Source organism: Paenibacillus sp. N119s, from assembly GCF_059447605.1.
In genome coordinates this window covers 1-16514 of sequence record NZ_JCAJRU010000098.1, presented here as the reverse complement: position 1 = coordinate 16514, position 16514 = coordinate 1, and the positions used below count along the sequence as shown (strand labels likewise).

Annotated in this window: 14 protein-coding genes, 1 pseudogene and 1 riboswitch; of the genes and pseudogenes, 2 read left to right on the top strand and 13 right to left on the bottom strand. The window is 44.7% G+C overall.

The features are described from left to right. The 8 genes and pseudogenes from AC5V8P_RS12970 to AC5V8P_RS12935 form a co-directional block, all read right to left on the bottom strand. A pseudogene (locus tag AC5V8P_RS12970) lies at positions 1-295 on the bottom strand (3-deoxy-7-phosphoheptulonate synthase); the annotation flags it as partial. Positions 296-560: 265 nt separating this feature from the next. Next, positions 561-1517 carry a 4-hydroxy-3-methylbut-2-enyl diphosphate reductase gene (locus AC5V8P_RS12965; RefSeq protein WP_064795308.1) on the bottom strand — a complete coding sequence of 319 codons (957 nt, stop codon included), beginning with the start codon at positions 1515-1517 and terminating at the stop codon, positions 561-563. Between the two features lie 111 nt (positions 1518-1628). Beyond that, positions 1629-3107, bottom strand: a complete 1479-nt coding sequence (locus tag AC5V8P_RS12960; RefSeq protein WP_064795309.1) for a sensor histidine kinase — start codon at positions 3105-3107, stop codon at positions 1629-1631. 1 nt (position 3108) lies between these two features. After that, positions 3109-3798 carry a response regulator transcription factor gene (locus tag AC5V8P_RS12955; RefSeq protein ID WP_064795310.1) on the bottom strand — a complete coding sequence of 230 codons (690 nt, stop codon included), beginning with the start codon at positions 3796-3798 and terminating at the stop codon, positions 3109-3111. A 147-nt stretch (positions 3799-3945) separates the two neighbouring features. Beyond that, complete coding sequence (locus tag AC5V8P_RS12950) at positions 3946-5529, bottom strand: S1C family serine protease (RefSeq protein WP_063209907.1); 1584 nt, start codon at positions 5527-5529, stop codon at positions 3946-3948. Positions 5530-5725: 196 nt separating this feature from the next. Further along, the gene (locus AC5V8P_RS12945; protein ID WP_063209908.1) at positions 5726-6034 is read right to left on the bottom strand and encodes a hypothetical protein; all 309 of its coding nucleotides are present in this window, start codon (positions 6032-6034) and stop codon (positions 5726-5728) included. 84 nt (positions 6035-6118) lie between these two features. After that, complete coding sequence (locus tag AC5V8P_RS12940) at positions 6119-6694, bottom strand: 3D domain-containing protein (protein ID WP_063209909.1); 576 nt, start codon at positions 6692-6694, stop codon at positions 6119-6121. 61 nt (positions 6695-6755) lie between these two features. Next, positions 6756-7637 carry a putative sporulation protein YtxC gene (locus tag AC5V8P_RS12935; RefSeq protein ID WP_063209910.1) on the bottom strand — a complete coding sequence of 294 codons (882 nt, stop codon included), beginning with the start codon at positions 7635-7637 and terminating at the stop codon, positions 6756-6758. Positions 7638-7876: 239 nt separating this feature from the next. Between AC5V8P_RS12935 and AC5V8P_RS12930 the strand changes: the two genes are divergently transcribed. Further along, positions 7877-8272 carry a hypothetical protein gene (locus AC5V8P_RS12930; RefSeq protein ID WP_064795311.1) on the top strand — a complete coding sequence of 132 codons (396 nt, stop codon included), beginning with the start codon at positions 7877-7879 and terminating at the stop codon, positions 8270-8272. Between the two features lie 635 nt (positions 8273-8907). On the opposite strand, the gene mqnC is transcribed toward AC5V8P_RS12930, so the two are convergent. From mqnC to metA, 4 genes are all read right to left on the bottom strand, one after another. Next, positions 8908-10041, bottom strand: a complete 1134-nt coding sequence (gene mqnC, locus AC5V8P_RS12925) for a cyclic dehypoxanthinyl futalosine synthase (protein ID WP_064795312.1) — start codon at positions 10039-10041, stop codon at positions 8908-8910. A 310-nt stretch (positions 10042-10351) separates the two neighbouring features. Then, positions 10352-11530: a trans-sulfuration enzyme family protein gene (locus AC5V8P_RS12920; RefSeq protein ID WP_064795313.1), complete on the bottom strand. Its 1179-nt coding sequence runs from the start codon at positions 11528-11530 to the stop codon at positions 10352-10354. Beyond that, positions 11527-12711, bottom strand: a complete 1185-nt coding sequence (locus AC5V8P_RS12915; protein WP_063209914.1) for a PLP-dependent transferase — start codon at positions 12709-12711, stop codon at positions 11527-11529. The genes AC5V8P_RS12920 and AC5V8P_RS12915 overlap by 4 nt, the downstream gene beginning before the upstream one ends. A gap of 125 nt (positions 12712-12836) precedes the next feature. Beyond that, positions 12837-13754, bottom strand: coding sequence for a homoserine O-acetyltransferase MetA (metA, locus tag AC5V8P_RS12910; protein WP_063209915.1), 918 nt, complete (start codon positions 13752-13754; stop codon positions 12837-12839). A gap of 116 nt (positions 13755-13870) precedes the next feature. Continuing rightward, positions 13871-13996: riboswitch (SAM riboswitch) on the bottom strand. Between the two features lie 548 nt (positions 13997-14544). On the opposite strand from metA, the gene corA reads away from it, so the two are divergent. Beyond that, entirely contained in the window at positions 14545-15480 is a 936-nt protein-coding gene (corA, locus tag AC5V8P_RS12905) for a magnesium/cobalt transporter CorA (RefSeq protein WP_063209916.1), read from the top strand. A gap of 124 nt (positions 15481-15604) precedes the next feature. Here corA and AC5V8P_RS12900 read toward each other — a convergent pair. Then, positions 15605-16514, bottom strand: a 910-nt coding sequence (locus tag AC5V8P_RS12900) for an HRDC domain-containing protein (RefSeq protein ID WP_495473667.1), incomplete at its 5' end; no start/stop codon positions are given.

The window sequence follows — 16514 nt, the reverse complement described above, 5'->3', positions numbered from 1 at the left end:
CCATAACGACAAGCTCGCCCCCGCCGATATTTACACCTTTAATAGAGATCACCGTATTTTCCGGATGAAAATCACGGCTGGCCAATTTGTAGGACTTCGATATTTTAACCACATTTTCTACACCCTTCATTTGACGTAGATGCTCTGCCAGCTTCGGCTCTACGCTACCGATCAGTCCGATAATCGTACGATCCGATCCTCGCGACACATGAGCCTGCAATCCTTCTTTTTCAATAACTTCAACAATAGCTTGGATATGTTCTTCAGGTGTGTGAACACCAGCGATAACGATCATTTTTTTCTTCCTCTCTATAAACTATATTTTATTAACCATATTGAATAACATTATGACACTTAGACGCTTGTTCGCTTTTAAGCTTTTATTCGTTAAAGTAACTATACCTGTTTTAGTTCTACTCGTCAAGGCTTAATTGTCTCGAATTATTCTATTTTTCGAGTTAGGAAATCTAGTTTAATTGAATAACATCGGCAGTTAAGTAATGTAAAAAAGCCGTTATCCGGATGCTTGTATCCGAATAACGGCTGTAATCAATCATATATTATTTCGTCGTTTTTGACTTTTCTCGTACAGGAGGCAGCAGCTTTTTCATATCAATGGTTCGCCGAATCTCCCATGTTTCCGGGTTATCCGCATCATACTGTTCCAAATACGTAATGACCTCTTTGGTAATCAGCGTAGGGGTTGAAGCCCCGGAAGTCACTGCTACTTTGGCTACACCCTCAAGCCACTCCCTCTTCAGCTCGGTTACATCAGAAATACGATAAGCCTTGGTACCAGCTATTTCCTCCGACACCTGAGCCAATCGGTTTGAATTGTTGCTTCGCGGGTCACCGACCACGATCACTAGATCCGCCTGTCCTGCCTGCTCAGCTACCGCTTCCTGACGTACTTGCGTCGCCAAACAGATTTCATTGTGTATCTCGGCACCTGGATACTTCTCCAGCAGCTTCTTCATAATGTGCTTGATATCCCATTGACTCATGGTCGTCTGATTCGTAATCAGGATTTTGTCTCCTGACAGGGTAAGACTGTCGATCTCTTCTTCCTTTTCAATCAAATGTACATGGTCAGGGGCAATACCCATAGCTCCCTCTGGCTCTGGATGGTTTTTCTTGCCAATATAAATAATCTGATAGCCTTCGGCAGACTTCTCCCGAATCAGATCATGTGTCTTCGTCACGTCAGGACAGGTTGCATCAACCGTGGTCAATCCCTTGTCCCTTGCCAGCTTGCGGACCTCTGGTGATACGCCATGAGCAGTGAAGATGACAGTACCGCTCTCTACCTGGCTTAAAATCTCCATGCGGTTCGGTCCGTCCAATGTAATAATCCCTTCATCTTCAAAGGAGTTGGTAACATGACTGTTATGAACAATCATGCCTAATATATAAATAGGCCGGGGTAAGTCCAAATTTCTGGCTGCCTGACGAGCCAATACCATGGCATCGACTACGCCGTAGCAGTAACCCCGGGGCGAAATTCTGAGTACCTCCAAAAATAGCCCCCGCTTTCTTCGACACGGTATGCAGCTCCAATCACTGGACAGCTGTGGGCTTTATGCCTCTACCGGCCAATTCTATGATGTTGTTGCCCCTCCTATTATAGCCTATTCCAAAGGCGCGGAAAAGCTGACTGGAAGCCAGATGACAAAGGTCGTTCCTTCACCCTGGCGCGTAACGACTTCCACAGACCCGTGATGTTCGTCAATAATCCACTTGGCAATTGATAACCCCAAGCCAATTCCCTCCGTCACACCGCGTGATTCATCTGCCCGGTAAAATCGGTCAAAAATAAAGGGAACCTCACTTTTGTCCATTCCAATGCCTGTATCACTGATCCGTAGCCCCACCTGTCCCTGATATACAATCGCATCAAATCGCACTGTGCCTTCAGGGGTATATTTAAACGCATTATCAATGAAAATGAATAGCATCTGCTGCAAATAATCTTTGCTTCCGTCCATATAAATACCATTCAACAACGAAAAATCGCCCACATTCCATTCGGCCGTTCGCTCCAAAAACTGAGCACGGCGAGCGACCTCGGTTACGAGCGGTTCCAGCGCAACAGGCACCTTATCGAACGTTTTCCCTGTGTCCGCTCTCGCGAGTGATAACATATCGTTCACCAAACGGCTCATTCGCTTGCCTTCATCCGCCATGTCACTCAGCGCCTCCATAGAAAGCTCGCGAATCATGGCTTCATCCATATTCGGTCGCTCATCCGGTTCGGTCGTCCACATTTTGAGTAGAAAATCAACGTTGCCACGAATCGTCGTCAAGGGTGTGCGCAGTTCATGGGATGCATCGGCCACAAAGCGGCGCTGCGCGCCATAAGCATCTTCAAGCTCCTTGTAAAACACTTCTGTACGTCCCAGCATGTTGTTAACTGTCCCGATCAATTGTCCAATTTCATCCGGCGGACCGTCATATTCAATCCGAACACTCAAATCATTACTCGATTGAATCTGATTGGCCCCTTCAATGACCTTGACCAGTGGCTTCATAGATTTACGAGCCAGGAAGAGACCAGAGGTTGCAGCAGCGAGTAAGGCAAATAACGAACCGTACACGAGCACATTTTGCAACCTGTTCATGAGTCGGTCCTGAGAGCCTGTGAATTGCCCAACCTGAAGCAGCCCAACCACCAAGCCCAGCTCCTCGGATTTGATCGGCTGTTGATAAATCATAAAGGAATCGCCATTTACATTCACACGCCGAACCCCTTCACTTTGAACTGCTCCTGTTGCTGTAGACGGAACAGGGAAGGTGATATTGAGGTCTTTCATATTTTGGGTCGTTTTGGTTACACCAGACGTATAATTGTAAATTTGGACATATAGCTGTGAGTCATCTATTCCACGCCCCTGCTCCAACCCCAGATCCAGGTTAGGGACCTCAAACAAGCCCCCTTTTATAATAAGGCGTAATTGATTGTTAATCTGTGGCGCCTGAGTCATAAGCTGACTTTTCACTTCATTATATGTGTAGTAATATACTAGTCCGTAAATAGCCAGACCAAAAATGACAAGCACTATAGCCAAGATGCTCGAATACCAAGCTGTCAGCCGCCACCGAATAGACATATTACACATCACCTCTTAAAATATAGCCAGCTCCCCGAATGGTACGGATAAGCCGCTTGCCACCATTCTGCTCCGTTTTTTGTCGCAACATGGCAATATATACTTCCAGCACATTTGATTCTCCGCTATAGTCATAGCCCCATATTTTATCCATAATCAGATCACGTGACAGAACGCGTTTCGGGTTTTGCATGAACAAATGGAGCAATTCAAATTCTTTGGCCGTCAGTTCCAAGCGTTTGCCACCACGAACCACTTCGCGCGATTCGTTATCTAGTTGTAAATCCTCGAAGATAAGCCGATTTGCATTGTTGTCCTGCTGTTCAGTTTTACGCCGCAAAAGCGCTCGCACTCGTGCCAGCAGTTCTTCCAGAGCAAACGGCTTTACGAGATAATCATCAGCCCCTAAATCCAGACCCTTTACCCGGTTCTCCACCTCATCCTTGGCTGTAAGCATCAGGACAGGTACTGTGCTTCCTCCCTCCCGCATACGACGGCATACTTCAAAACCATCGACCTGCGGCATCATGACATCCAGCACGACCAGATCAGGCTCAGTTGTTAACATTTTATTCAATCCTTCTGCTCCATTCGCGGCTGTCAGTACTTCATATCCTTCAAAAGCCAGCCCTCTGCGCAGCATGGATACAATTTTTTCATCGTCATCAATGATCAGAATAGTAGAACGCATACACGATCAAACTCCTTTGTCTCTTCTTCTTTTCCCTCTATTGTAGCAGGAGTAGGCGCGTGTAGCATCTTGCCACTGCGTACAGCAAGAAACGGAAGGGTCTTCCTTCCGTTTCTTGCGTTCATGTTCAATTTTTAAGTTATTCTCTTATTGTTGAAGCGTAGAGCTAAAGTCATTTTTGTTGCCTATTTTTAGCTGAATATCTTTTTTCTGCCCAGCTCGTTCAATGTTAAGTGTAAGGGCTGTACCCACTTTTTGTTTTTGGATGAATTGAATGAGCTCTTGTGATGTGCTATAAGGCGTGCCATTGGCTCCGATAATTACATCGTAAGGACGCAGGTCGGCCTGATAAGCTGGTGATTTGTATATAATATCCCGTACAACCGAGCCTTCGGTCAGAGATGTACCTAATTCCTTGGCTACTTCAGGGCTCAAGTTTAAGAGACTTGCACCAATGAAGGGTACAGGTTCTTTCGGAATAGGCTGGTTATTTTTCAACTTATCAACGACTTCCAAAATCGTATTGGACGGAATCGCAAATCCGATCCCCTGTGCGTCTGCACTTACAGCTACGTTCATACCGATAACCTGTCCTTGCAGATTCAGTAACGGTCCGCCAGAGTTACCAGGATTAATGGAGGCATCTGTCTGAATAAGATGCTTGTATTGCGTCGGTTTTCCGGTGGACTCACTATTAATAGTGATCGTACGCTCTTTCGCACTCAACACCCCGGCTGTTACCGAATGTTCGAAGCCTTCTGGGTTACCGATCGCAACCATCCACTCGCCCACTTTAGCGTTATCGGAGTTCCCCAAGGTTACAGTTGGAAAATTATTTTTACCATCAATTTTAAGAACCGCCAAATCAAGATCTGCATTTTTGCCCAAAACTTTGGCTTCGTAAGGCTTGTTGGTTCCCTCTACGGTAACCTGTACTACACTTGCACCTTCCACAACATGGTTGTTGGTCAGGACGTAACCCGATTTATCAAAAATAAAACCGGAACCAATACCCAGCGGAGTTAGCTGTCCACTGTTGCTACCTTCATTTTCGTTACTATTGCCGCTACTGCCACTATCGCCATACTGATTGCCGAAAAAGTATTGATATAGCGGGTCATTGTAATAAGGGCTACTTTGTCTGCCTCCACTAGATTGCTTGGCCAGCGTTTCGATTTTGACGACTGCTGGACCAGCCTTGGCTACCACAGACTGAACATCAGCCGTACCTGAAGGCATCACAGCCGGAACTGCACTTGGAGCCGAGTTGGAGTTGGTGGTTCCTGAATTCGTCGTTTCTCCGCTTTCAGCTGCCGCCGAAGTCAACGCTGTTTCTGGTGTGAACATGTTGGTTCGGTCGGCTGTATACATCAATACCGTGATGACCAGCATTCCGGCTAAAAAAGATAAGAAAATCGTTTTCACCTGCGATTTAGGCTTATTCGGTTTAAATTGCCAGTTGCCGTTATTCCGACCTGAACCGTCCTGTTGCTCAGGCACAGCACGTTGATAAGAAGAAGGAAGAGGTCTCACTGCCTGCGGTGGCGTAATCTCGACGTCTTCCACCGACTGGCCTTCCCTGCGTTGTCCGTCCGACTGCACTGAGGAAAAAGGGCCATAGGAATAGTAATACGAGGAACCATTTGATTCGTTTTGCCGAGTTGCTTTATCGTTGTCAACCTGATCATTGTCGTTCCGGCGCCCGGAATTATTATTTTTAAATTCGTCCATTGTATATCTCCTCCCAAACCCTATGCTTCTAGGTGGTGTTGTTTAACTGACTTTATTTTGCACTTTAAACCTTAATTCCACCTTAAAAACAATTAAAAAGGAGATAAAACCTTAGACCTATAGGTTCTAGCCACTTTTACTCAACGCGAAATGCTCCGGAAATATATCCGGAGCATTGTCTTTTGTATATGCTTTTTTATTTAGTGTTAAAGTTTTCGTCGAACTTTTCGTTCGGTGTTTGTGCATTGCTTTGGATTTTATTACGACTGGAGTTTTGAACTTTTTGCGCTACTACATTTGTGCCGCCTTGATCTGTTGCAAATTCTTCGTCATACTTCTCATTAGGTGTTTGGAAGTTGTCTTGAATTTTATTTTGTTCAGACTGCTTTACCTTTTGAGAAACAACGCCTACCGTATTGTCTTGAGCAAATTCCGTTTTAAACTGATTTCCGGTGTTTGCCTTAAAGCCTTTGTTCATAAAAGAATTTCCGCCTTGATTTGGCATATTATTCAACCTCCCAGTATGGTTTGCGGGAAAAGCTTATCCCGAAACATAGTATGTGAAGTGAGAAAAAACAATATGCAAGGATTATATGGAAGCATCCAGTGTCTCGGGCGGAATGGTCTTATGCGTTTCTATCGCCTTTTGCAGCGACTTTATCATTTTTTCCGTACACTTTCCGTTTCCTTTTTTTATAATTTGAACATCCACATCTTTCTTGCCCCATTCAGAATACACCTGTCGGGTTGTTTTAAAATACAAGTCAATTTTATTGCCCTTAATCGCTGAACCTGTATCTGCAACAATCCCGTAGCCGTAACCTGGAATGTACAAAATGCTGCCCAATGGAAACGTCTTGGGATCAGCCGCAATCGTGGACAGTGTATTCTTGTCACGACGCACTTTTACACCGGAATACGTAATACCGTAACCGGGATGATTCGGCCGTTTGCCGGTGGATTCATAGCCTGCTGTATATCCTGTTGCCGTGACCGTCATGGTCGTAATCACCTGCTCTTCACGTGGAGCTAAAACAGGTGTGGACTGCCATTTCTTATGCTGGACCGGTTCTTTGTGACCGTAAACCTCATTGCCGGACAATACCAGGCAGATTGCGATGAATATGGTTCCTAAGATTCGTTTCCATACCAACATGGATCTCATAAAAAACCTCCCCTTGAGGCAAAGGCTTTCCAGAAATCCATGAGTTTATACGAACGGTTGATTATTTTTGAACATCCTGACCTGGATAAAGTTTACTCAGCTTCACTTTGTCTTCAAAAATATGCAGGAGCGTCCGCACAATAGGGGTGTGCTCATCGTCTGTATGCAATATAATGGAAGCAGGAGATATCGAAATAAGGGTGCTGACAATTCGATCCTCGACCTCCATCTCCAGTTCAATACCCGGCATTTCTACAATAATGTCGTCTGCATCAGGAGTCGGTATGGGCACCATGGCATTATCGAGAATGGTGAAATTATGCCCCCCTTGGTGAAGTACATGTACGAGTGGAACTTTGCTCTCCTGAAAAAACACAAAATATTTAAGCAACCCCATAAATTCTTCGTATTGCCGATCTGCCCAGAATTCTTCCATGGCATATTCAACAATTTCTTCAAGCTCTTTTTTATACGCATGCAGTCTAAATTGAATAAGCCCTTCCAAATTGATCACACGAAGCTCCCTGAAGTCCCTTTCCAGGAGACTGGTTAGCTTACCGTGGCGTTTGAGACGCCCTCGGGGACCATCATCATTTAACAGCGAGCGAATCATGCTCCGAATTTGTTCAACGTCCTCTTTCTCCAGCAGAGAACAGGCTTTGGTGAGAATAAGATCGAGTATCCCCCACTCCCTAACTTCGATAATATAATCCGCTATCGCCGAAGCCATGATGCTGTATACACAGGGAAGAAAGCTTTCAAACGCCGAATTGCTTTCAGTGCCCTTGCAGGTCCATGCCACTTTGTTGTCAAGCTGTCTGAAAGTGAATCGAAATCCGCGCCGTGACATATGTAGTCCCTTGGTTCTACTTTTGACCACTTCATAAAAACGGTCGGTTTCCTGATCCCCGTCTGTATTGGTCCACACTGTAAACAGTTCCATTGGCTCACTCCTTTCGATCACTGCTTTCAGTATATGGCGGCCTCTGAAGGGTTATACGAAGTGAACGACTGGAAACAGAAAGACATACGAACAAAAGAGGCTGATCAGGTTTCAAAGAGGTGTTAATCGTGTTATAAACACTTACCGTGATAAGTAAAAATCGAAAGATGTTTGAATATTTAGGATGCGGTATGCTAATGTTATAGTGATATGAATTTTTCACAAGAGGGAGGGATAAGATGTCAACGTTGCTGAACATGCTGCGTACATTCATAATCGTCATATTGAGCTTCGTTCAGATTTTGTCCCTTCCTGTAACGTTCCACGCGGAAGACACCACTCAATCCCTTCAGTTTACTGCAGGATCATCACTTATGCTTCATGACGATGTTACTTCGTTAGAAACGGACACCCACGGGCTGGAGCATCATTCCAAACCAGCGGTACGCAAATCCTCCCCGTTACTGCATCTGGTGATTGCTGCGACCAAATCACTTCCCTTTGTCATTCTGATAGCGCTTGTGCTGCTATTGAGCATCCCCAAGCTACGTCTGCCTTTTATTCCAGTTATCTGTAAGCTAAAGAAGCAATTGTTCTTGTTCCCCATTAAATTTACCTCTCGTTATGTGGCTTAACCCCCTTTTAGCATGCACATCACCACATGGCATGTCTTTTTGTTAACTTTTCCTATTCATTTCATGTATGAAATTTAATATTCCATTTTTTATTAAAAATTTGATATTATTCTATTCTTGAAGTCACTTTCAGAGTATGTGATTTATTTCCCATATCATTCACTTAAATAAACGTATTATACAGGAGGCTTTATACATTGACATTAATTTCACACTGGGGTTGGCTCTCGGCTTTCTGAGTGGCTTTCCGGTAGCAGAAACACTGGTTATTGCCGGAATTACGACAATATCATCCAGTGCGATTGCACAGCACACCTATTAGAAGCTCTACCCTAATAGAGGGCAAGACGAAAAGTGAATCAGATAAAAAAGAACAAATGGCTACCATTTACAGCGTTCATCTCCTGGATTTGCAGCGCTTTAAGGCAGTCATTCAAATGGCAGACCCTGAGGCTGAGATCATGTATATGAAACGATGGGAACGGTAGCAAGCCAAATATATTTACCGCAATACAAAGAAGAGTAAGATACTGAAGGATTTTCATTCTTCAGCACAAAAACGCTTATCTTCACTATCCTTGTACATGGAATAGTAAAAGATAAGCGTTTTGTAATGTACGTTATATTAGCTAATATTAATTTTGCATAATAAAATCATGTTCAATGCTGCTAGCACTGTCAAAAGTACGAATAATATCATAACGGGTATTGCGCTGTGCCGGAATGTGACCCGTCTCACGGATCAACTGTAAAATGGATTCAATGTTGACCTTATACGTTGCACCTGCAGCGGAAACTACGTTCTCCTCAATCATGGTGCTGCCAAAATCATCGCAACCGTAGTACAGCGATTTTTTACCGATTTCCGGTCCCATGGTTACCCATGAAGACTGGATATGCTTGATGTTATCCAAAACAAGACGGCTGATCGCTACAGTCTTCAAATATTCCTCAGGCGTCTGGCGTTCCTTCTTCAGGTTGGTGTTATCTGGTTGGAAGGTCCACGGAATAAAGGCCAAAAATCCTTCAGAGTTATACTTGTTTTCAATGCATTCGTCCTGAGCATCACGGACACGCAATAAATGCAGCGCACGCTCCTCCATCAATTCGCCAAAGCCGATAACCATCGTAGCTGTCGTGTTCATCCCAACCTTGTGAGCTGTTTGCATAACATCCATCCAATCACGCCAGGAGCCTTTGAGACGGCTGATTTTGCGGCGTGTGCGGTCATCCAAAATTTCTCCGCCCCCACCTGGGAGAGAATCCAATCCAGCTTCATGAATAGCCCGGATCGTATCTTCCATGGATAGACCGGATTTTTCCTTCATTTTGTGAATTTCAGCTGGGGAGAAGGAATGCATCGTGATATCGGGAAAACGTTCCTTAATAGCTTTCAGCAAATCGGTATAATAGCTGAACGGCAGATTTGGATTTACACCGCCTTGCATTAGGATTTCGGTGCCACCTACCTCCTGCGTTTCCTTAATTTTTTGGAAAATCACCTCATCCGGCAAAACATAACCTTCATCGGAACCCGGTCTACGGTAAAAAGCGCAAAAACGGCAGTATACGTCACACACGTTCGTATAGTTAATATTTCGTCCGATGACGAAGGTTTTAATGGGATTAGGATGCATGCGATTCATGACTTTATTGGCCGCATGGCCTATTTTTTCAATCTCGTCTGATTCGAACAAAGCTACAGTATCCTCTAAATTCAGGCGTTCGCCGCGTAGGGCTTTATCTAAAATATGGTCGATTACACTCATGGTGTATCCTCCTTCGCTGTCACAGGGCGACGAAATGAAAGACAGGACTTATGAACGAGAATGCTTTCACAAACCTGCGTTCGAACCCTGCCGTAATGTATGTTCATGACTAGCCTTGTATGTTGTCTGTGCTATTTAGCATAGTAAAACCTAATGATAATACTAACATATCTTTAGGTAAGGAACCATACTTATTCCCGCTGTATATAGAAAACAGCAAGTCTCCTGAATATCGGAAACCTGCTGCTAAGGACTACATATATTTGCTTCCCTCGTAAAAATGCCAACATGTTATGGATATGCTAACGCTCTAGCACAGCGCCTCATTCAGATCGCTGATCAGGTCATCAATGTCCTCTAGACCAACGGAGAAACGAAGGAGTCCGTCCGTAATCCCGCGCTCCAAGCGTACACTTTGCGGCATAGCCGCATGTGACATCATTGCCGGGTACGACAAGATACTTTCCACTGCTCCTAGACTCACCGCCACAATGGGAATACGTACACGGCTGAGGACCGCTTTGGCACGCTCACCAGAACCTACATCAAACGAAATCACCGCGCCATAACCACTGGATTGAGACTCATGAACTGCACGCCCTGGATGGTTCTCCAACCCCGGGTAGTATACCGCTTCAATATCATTGCGCTCGTTCAGCCAGTTTGCGAGTTTGGCCGCACTCTTTTCGCTATGAGCCATACGCGCTTCCAGTGTCTTCATCCCACGCATAAGCAACCAAGACTCTTGCGGAGCCAGCACGGTACCCAATCCATTCTGAAGCTGCTTGATTTGTCTCCCCAACGATTCGGTACGAGCTACCGCAAGTCCTGCCAGTACGTCACTGTGTCCACCCAAAAACTTGGTCGCACTGTGCAATACAATATCAACTCCCTGCTCGATCGGACGTTGATAATACGGTGTCATAAAAGTATTGTCCAATAACGTCAACAGCCCATGATCCCTTGCCCAAGCGGTTATTCCGGCTACATCGGTAATTTTGAGTGTCGGATTAGAGGGGGTTTCCATATACACAGCTCTTGTATTTTCCTGCAACGCCTCTTTTACAAGATTGAGATCCGTCATATCGACGAAGGTTGTTTCGATATTCATTCGTTTCAAGATGGAGGTCAGCAGACGATATGTCCCTCCGTATACATCTTCCGAAACAATGACATGATCTCCAGCCGATAAGAGCATAAATGTTGTGGAGATAGCAGCCATGCCTGATGCAAAGGCAAAACCACAAGCTCCGCCTTCTAATAAGGCAATATAATCTTCCAAAGCTTGTCGTGTCGGATTGCCTGAACGGCTATAATCATGTTGTGGAGGATTAAAAATATCATGATGATGAAAGGTTGAAGCTTGATAGATCGGGACGCTCGATGCCCCAGTAACACTGTCAATTTCAGAGCCAAAATGCAGCAGCTTGGTTGCGAATTTCCGTTCTTTGCCCAGATCTACTTCGATTCCCCTCACATCTTCTATCATTGCTGCTCCCCTCCCTCTACTTCTAGACGTGCCGCTTCCAGTGCCGAACGCAAATCTTCAATCAGGTCATCTGTATGCTCAATGCCTACCGAGAAACGCAGAAGCCTGTCATCTACCCCGACTGCATCCCGAATTTCTGCTGGTATGTCCGCATGTGTCTGCACAGCGGGATAAGTCATTAGCGACTCCACACCGCCCAAACTTTCGGCAAACGCAATGAGCTTAATATGACGAAGCAAAGGCTCCACATAGCGAGCATCCTTTACTTTAAAAGAGAAGATCCCTGTGTTTCCGCTGGATTGTTTATTTTGTATCTCACGACCCGGATGACCTTCAAGCGCCGGGTAAAATACTTCTGCCACTGCCGGGTGCGTCAGTAAATAGTTAGACAACACTGTTGCATTATGCTCATGTCGATCCATACGCAGTGCTAACGTCTTCATCCCCTTCATCAACTGATAGCAATCGCTTGGCGAAAGCACGGCTCCTATGGAATTGTGCAGAAAGGAAATCTCAGCTGACAGTTCTTTTCCTTTGGAAACAATCAACCCTGCCAGCACATCGTTATGCCCACCCAAATATTTGGTTGCGCTATGTACCACAATATCCGCACCCAGTTCCAATGGCCGCTGGAAGTATGGTGTTAGCAGCGTATTATCTACAATTGTAAGCAACTCATGTTGCGATGCCCATGCAGCCACCGCTTGAATATCAGTAATCATCATTAACGGGTTGGTAGGCGTTTCTATGAATACAGCTTTGGTATTGGGTCGACATGACTGTTGGAGTGCTTCAAGATCGTTTGTATCCACATAGCTTGCAGTCACACCAAATTTAGATAAAATACGCTCCAGTAAACGGTAGGTCCCGCCATAAAGATCTAGCGATACAATAAGGTGGTCTCCCTGACCAAACAATGCAAAAACAGTTTGCAGCGCTGCCATTCCTGAACTGCATGCAAAGCCTGCATCACCAGATTCGAGTGCAGCAGCAGCCTCTTCCAATACCTTTCGCGTGGGATTAATCGTCCGAATGTAATCAAACCCAGTACTTTGACCCAGTCGGGGATGGCGGAACGCTGTAGATTGGTAAATCGGGTAATTCACAGCCCCAGTTACTGGCTCCTCAATGGAACCGATTTGTGCCAATCTGCTTTCGATTTTCCACTGTTTCTCACTCATATGAATCCTCCTGTTCACTTCCATAGATAGGTGCTATAACATATGCTGCAAAAATGGATGTCCAAGACTATACTGCTGCGCTACTGCAAGGTGGTACTGTATAAGGGTAAACGACAAGCCCCTTTTTAAATCTGAGGTCCGATATCATAAGGTGTTTCTTGGTATACATAATAGTTAAGCCAATTTGAAAATAATAAATTGGCATGAGCCCGCCAGATGGAGGGCGGTATGCGTTCAGGATCGTCGTTAGGAAAATAATTTTTGGGGACGTCAACATCCAGTCCTTTGGCCACATCGCGGTCGTATTCCCATTTCAGTGAAAGCGGATCATATTCTGAATGCCCTGTTACAAAGATTTGTCTACCATCAAGTGTGGCTACCAGGTACACTCCAGCTTCCTCGGATTCGGATAAAACCTCTAATTCGGCGATATGGTCAATATCTTCCCGCCGAACTTCCGTATGCCGAGAGTGAGGAGCATAAAACAGTTCATCAAAGCCGCGTAGCAGTTTCACTTTAGGTTTAATAACGGTGTGTGGAAATACCCCAAAGCATTTGCTGTCGAGCCCGTATTTTGGAACATTGAAATGATGGTATAAGCCTGCCTGTGAGGCCCAACAGATATGCATGGTCGAAGTAACATTTGTTTTCGTCCACTCAAAGATTTGCCGGATCTCCTCCCAGTAGGTCACATCCTCAAACTCAAGTTGTTCTACAGGGGCTCCTGTAATAATCATGCCGTCAAAACGACTGTTCTTGATCTCATCAAACGTTTTATAGAACATGTTCAAGTATTCTTGCGATGTATTTTTAGATACATGAGACTTCATATGCACCAACGTGACATCCACTTGTAATGGCGTATTGCCGACCAGACGCAACAGTTGAGTTTCTGTTGTTTCCTTTGTAGGCATCAAATTCAAAATGGCGATGCGCAATGGACGAATATCCTGATGATAGGCCAAGCTTTCATCCATTACGAAAATATTTTCGCCCTCCAGTACTTCCTTAGCAGGCAGTGTATCTGGAATCTTAATCGGCATGTAAACTCACTCCTTGATCGGTAAGTTGTGCGAAAATCGCTGGTAGAGATGCCAGGCATATAATAAAAAGACCTTTCTCGGTTAGAGAAAGGTCATATTTGTATCCATATGCGCCTCTCTCATCTGTCAGGGCTACGCTTTTTGTACAAAGCGCGAGTCCTGCAAGAATTAGCACCGTGCGATTAAAATCGCCGGTTGCCGGGTATCATCGGGCTAGTCCCTCCACCTGCTCTTGATAAGATTTCGCTATATTCATTTTAAGTTCACAAAGTTCTTGTTGTTCACTTTAATGCATCGGCTGGGCTTCGTCAAGATGGGTTTGTAATTTTGTATCCTGCATTCACCTTTTGTCTACCTTTTCCATAGGTTAAATCATATCCCCTTATCGCAGAAGCTTATATGATTACCGTTAATTTAGCCCATGATTTTGCGCTTGAAAGGCCGTAGGTCGAGCGTTATACTATACAAGTGCTAATAGGCAAAAATATAGTGCAGCAGTGTACTTGAGAGTGTTTTCTGCGGTACTGTGGCAACCTAAAAAAGAACATTTGTGAGGTGAATCCGGAATGGAAGGCGACCCGAGTCCGAATAGGCGGCGATCCCTGAACAACAGCATAGGAATGACTTCAGCTTGCCGAAAGACGGGACGCCAGGCTCTGCATGCTCCAAAAGCCTCCTGCTTTTGATGTTATGCACGCTTACCCGAACCGGCTAACTGGCAACTGAGTCCATTCCTTATGCTTAAGGTAAACGTATTTCCGTTACGACGGAGCATAAGGAGTGACTATATATGAAAATCCGTTTGGTCAACAACGGGGTTTTTACCCCTGTCGAAGAAATTGAAATGGCGCTCACTGCACCGGCAGAAGGCTTTTATTGGATTGATGCCGATGTCGAGGATCTGGCAGTGCTTCAGCCCTTATTTTCCATGCATGATCTTGCAGTAGAAGACTGTTTGAGTGAAGAAGAACAGCGCCCAAAGATTGAAATTTATGAAAGCCATTATTTTATCGTTGTAAATAGTATTCGTTTTGATGATGAAGAAATATTTTTGCGTGCTTTAAATATTTTTCTCGGCCGCCATTTTATCATTACGGTGACCAAGCAGAAAATCAATGAGCTTCGTACCCTCAAGCCTTTACTGTGGGAGCAGGAAGTCAGCCAGCCTGACCGTTTTATGTATCTGTTGATTGACTTGATCGTTGACAACTATTTTCTGGTTGGTGACCGGATTGAGGTTCGCATTGAAAAGCTGGAAGAAGACATTCTAATGCATACGAAAAAATCGCATTTGAACGAAATCATCGGCTTGCGCAGTGAGATTCTGTGGCTAAAAAAAGTGCTCGGTCCGCAAAAGGAAGTCATTAACACCCTGAACAAACGGGATTTGCGACTGATCGACGATCAACTACAAAAATATTTTAGCGACATTTATGAAAATGCTGTGAAAATTTCGGAGACTTTCGAAACTTACCGCGACTTGATGGGGAACCTTCGAGAAGCTTATCAATCAAGTATCGCCAACCGTGCAAATGAAATTATGCGTGTGTTTACGGCCATTACAACTGTATTTATGCCGCTGACGGTCATTACCGGAATATATGGGATGAACTTTGATAATATGCCTGAGCTTCATACACGTTATGGTTATTTTGTCGTCATCGGGATTATGGTGGCATTAGGTGTCAGTATGTTCTGTATTTTCCGCAAGAAGGATTGGGTTTGAATTTTTTCGGTTTTCGAGTTTAGTCATCAAAAGCAGCAGCCGTGTTCTATAAGGAACTCGCTGCTGCTTTTTGCTTTGTTGGACCTATTTGTACTACTTTATGACACTTCTTTGCGTATCTATATTATCCAACATGTCGGTCAGGTACTTCCTGATGGCGGAACCGTATACGGACCAGCCGCAATCGCTCATAAATTTGATCCAATCCTGCTTCCGTTGCTTTTTCTTCTCCATACACTTTTAACATAATGGGCTTGAGCAGCGTATCTCCCAACTCTGCATAAGCAGAACAGATGGCTGTTTGCTCCTCCTCAGACACATGTTCTAATTCCTTGAGGATCAACTTTTTCATATCCATTCCATCTCGATCCAAATGTTCCACAGCTTCAATCACTTCTTTACGGTGCAAGCCTGTCTTTATTCCGATATGCTCTAGTGAAAGACCCTCCGAAATACCCTCAATAATCGCTCTAGTCAGGCTAAACTTATTCAGTTCCTGTCTGTACTGGTTTTCTTTTTGCTTGTACAGCCATGACAAAAAAACTTCTTCTTCCAACGTCTCTGTTACCCAATTCAGCGGAAATGGCGTGGTTCGATCATTTTGCTTCGTTATAGTCAATAGCTCCGTCCCATATTGCGACACCTTACCCTGGCCCATACCAGGCAGTTCTAGCAATTCCTCTTCGGTATGAGGAAGATAGACGCTGATGAGGCGAAGCAGTCGATTCGTAGCGATTAAATAAGGTGCTTTTCGCTCAGTTGCTACCTTTTGCCGTCTCCACATTGTCAATTGTTCATACACCTCATCACGCGGAAACAAATCACTATAGCAATAGAGCTTTTGTAGTGTTTGTCCTCGTCCTGATGATCCTTTTTGCTCATGAAAAACGCCATGAATTAAAGGTCTGTAGCCTTCAGCCATCTTGAGCGCCAACTCATGACGGTATACATGCAGTAGTTCCTGCCACAAGCTGCCTTCATACCAAAGGTCGTCTATACTTTCATCAGGCACATGGTGTGTGCTCCAGCCTGCA

Excerpts from the sequence above, each read along its gene's own strand:
- AC5V8P_RS12960 (WP_064795309.1), bottom strand. The coding sequence starts at position 3,107 with ATGTCTATTCGGTGGCGGCTGACAGCTTGGTATTCGAGCATCTTGGCT.
- AC5V8P_RS12955 (WP_064795310.1), bottom strand. The coding sequence starts at position 3,798 with ATGCGTTCTACTATTCTGATCATTGATGACGATGAAAAAATTGTATCC.
- AC5V8P_RS12950 (WP_063209907.1), bottom strand. The coding sequence starts at position 5,529 with ATGGACGAATTTAAAAATAATAATTCCGGGCGCCGGAACGACAATGAT.
- AC5V8P_RS12945 (WP_063209908.1), bottom strand. The coding sequence starts at position 6,034 with ATGCCAAATCAAGGCGGAAATTCTTTTATGAACAAAGGCTTTAAGGCA.
- AC5V8P_RS12940 (WP_063209909.1), bottom strand. The coding sequence starts at position 6,694 with ATGAGATCCATGTTGGTATGGAAACGAATCTTAGGAACCATATTCATC.
- AC5V8P_RS12935 (WP_063209910.1), bottom strand. The coding sequence starts at position 7,637 with ATGGAACTGTTTACAGTGTGGACCAATACAGACGGGGATCAGGAAACC.
- AC5V8P_RS12930 (WP_064795311.1), top strand. The coding sequence starts at position 7,877 with ATGTCAACGTTGCTGAACATGCTGCGTACATTCATAATCGTCATATTG.
- mqnC (WP_064795312.1), bottom strand. The coding sequence starts at position 10,041 with ATGAGTGTAATCGACCATATTTTAGATAAAGCCCTACGCGGCGAACGC.
- AC5V8P_RS12920 (WP_064795313.1), bottom strand. The coding sequence starts at position 11,530 with ATGATAGAAGATGTGAGGGGAATCGAAGTAGATCTGGGCAAAGAACGG.
- AC5V8P_RS12915 (WP_063209914.1), bottom strand. The coding sequence starts at position 12,711 with ATGAGTGAGAAACAGTGGAAAATCGAAAGCAGATTGGCACAAATCGGT.
- metA (WP_063209915.1), bottom strand. The coding sequence starts at position 13,754 with ATGCCGATTAAGATTCCAGATACACTGCCTGCTAAGGAAGTACTGGAG.
- corA (WP_063209916.1), top strand. The coding sequence starts at position 14,545 with ATGAAAATCCGTTTGGTCAACAACGGGGTTTTTACCCCTGTCGAAGAA.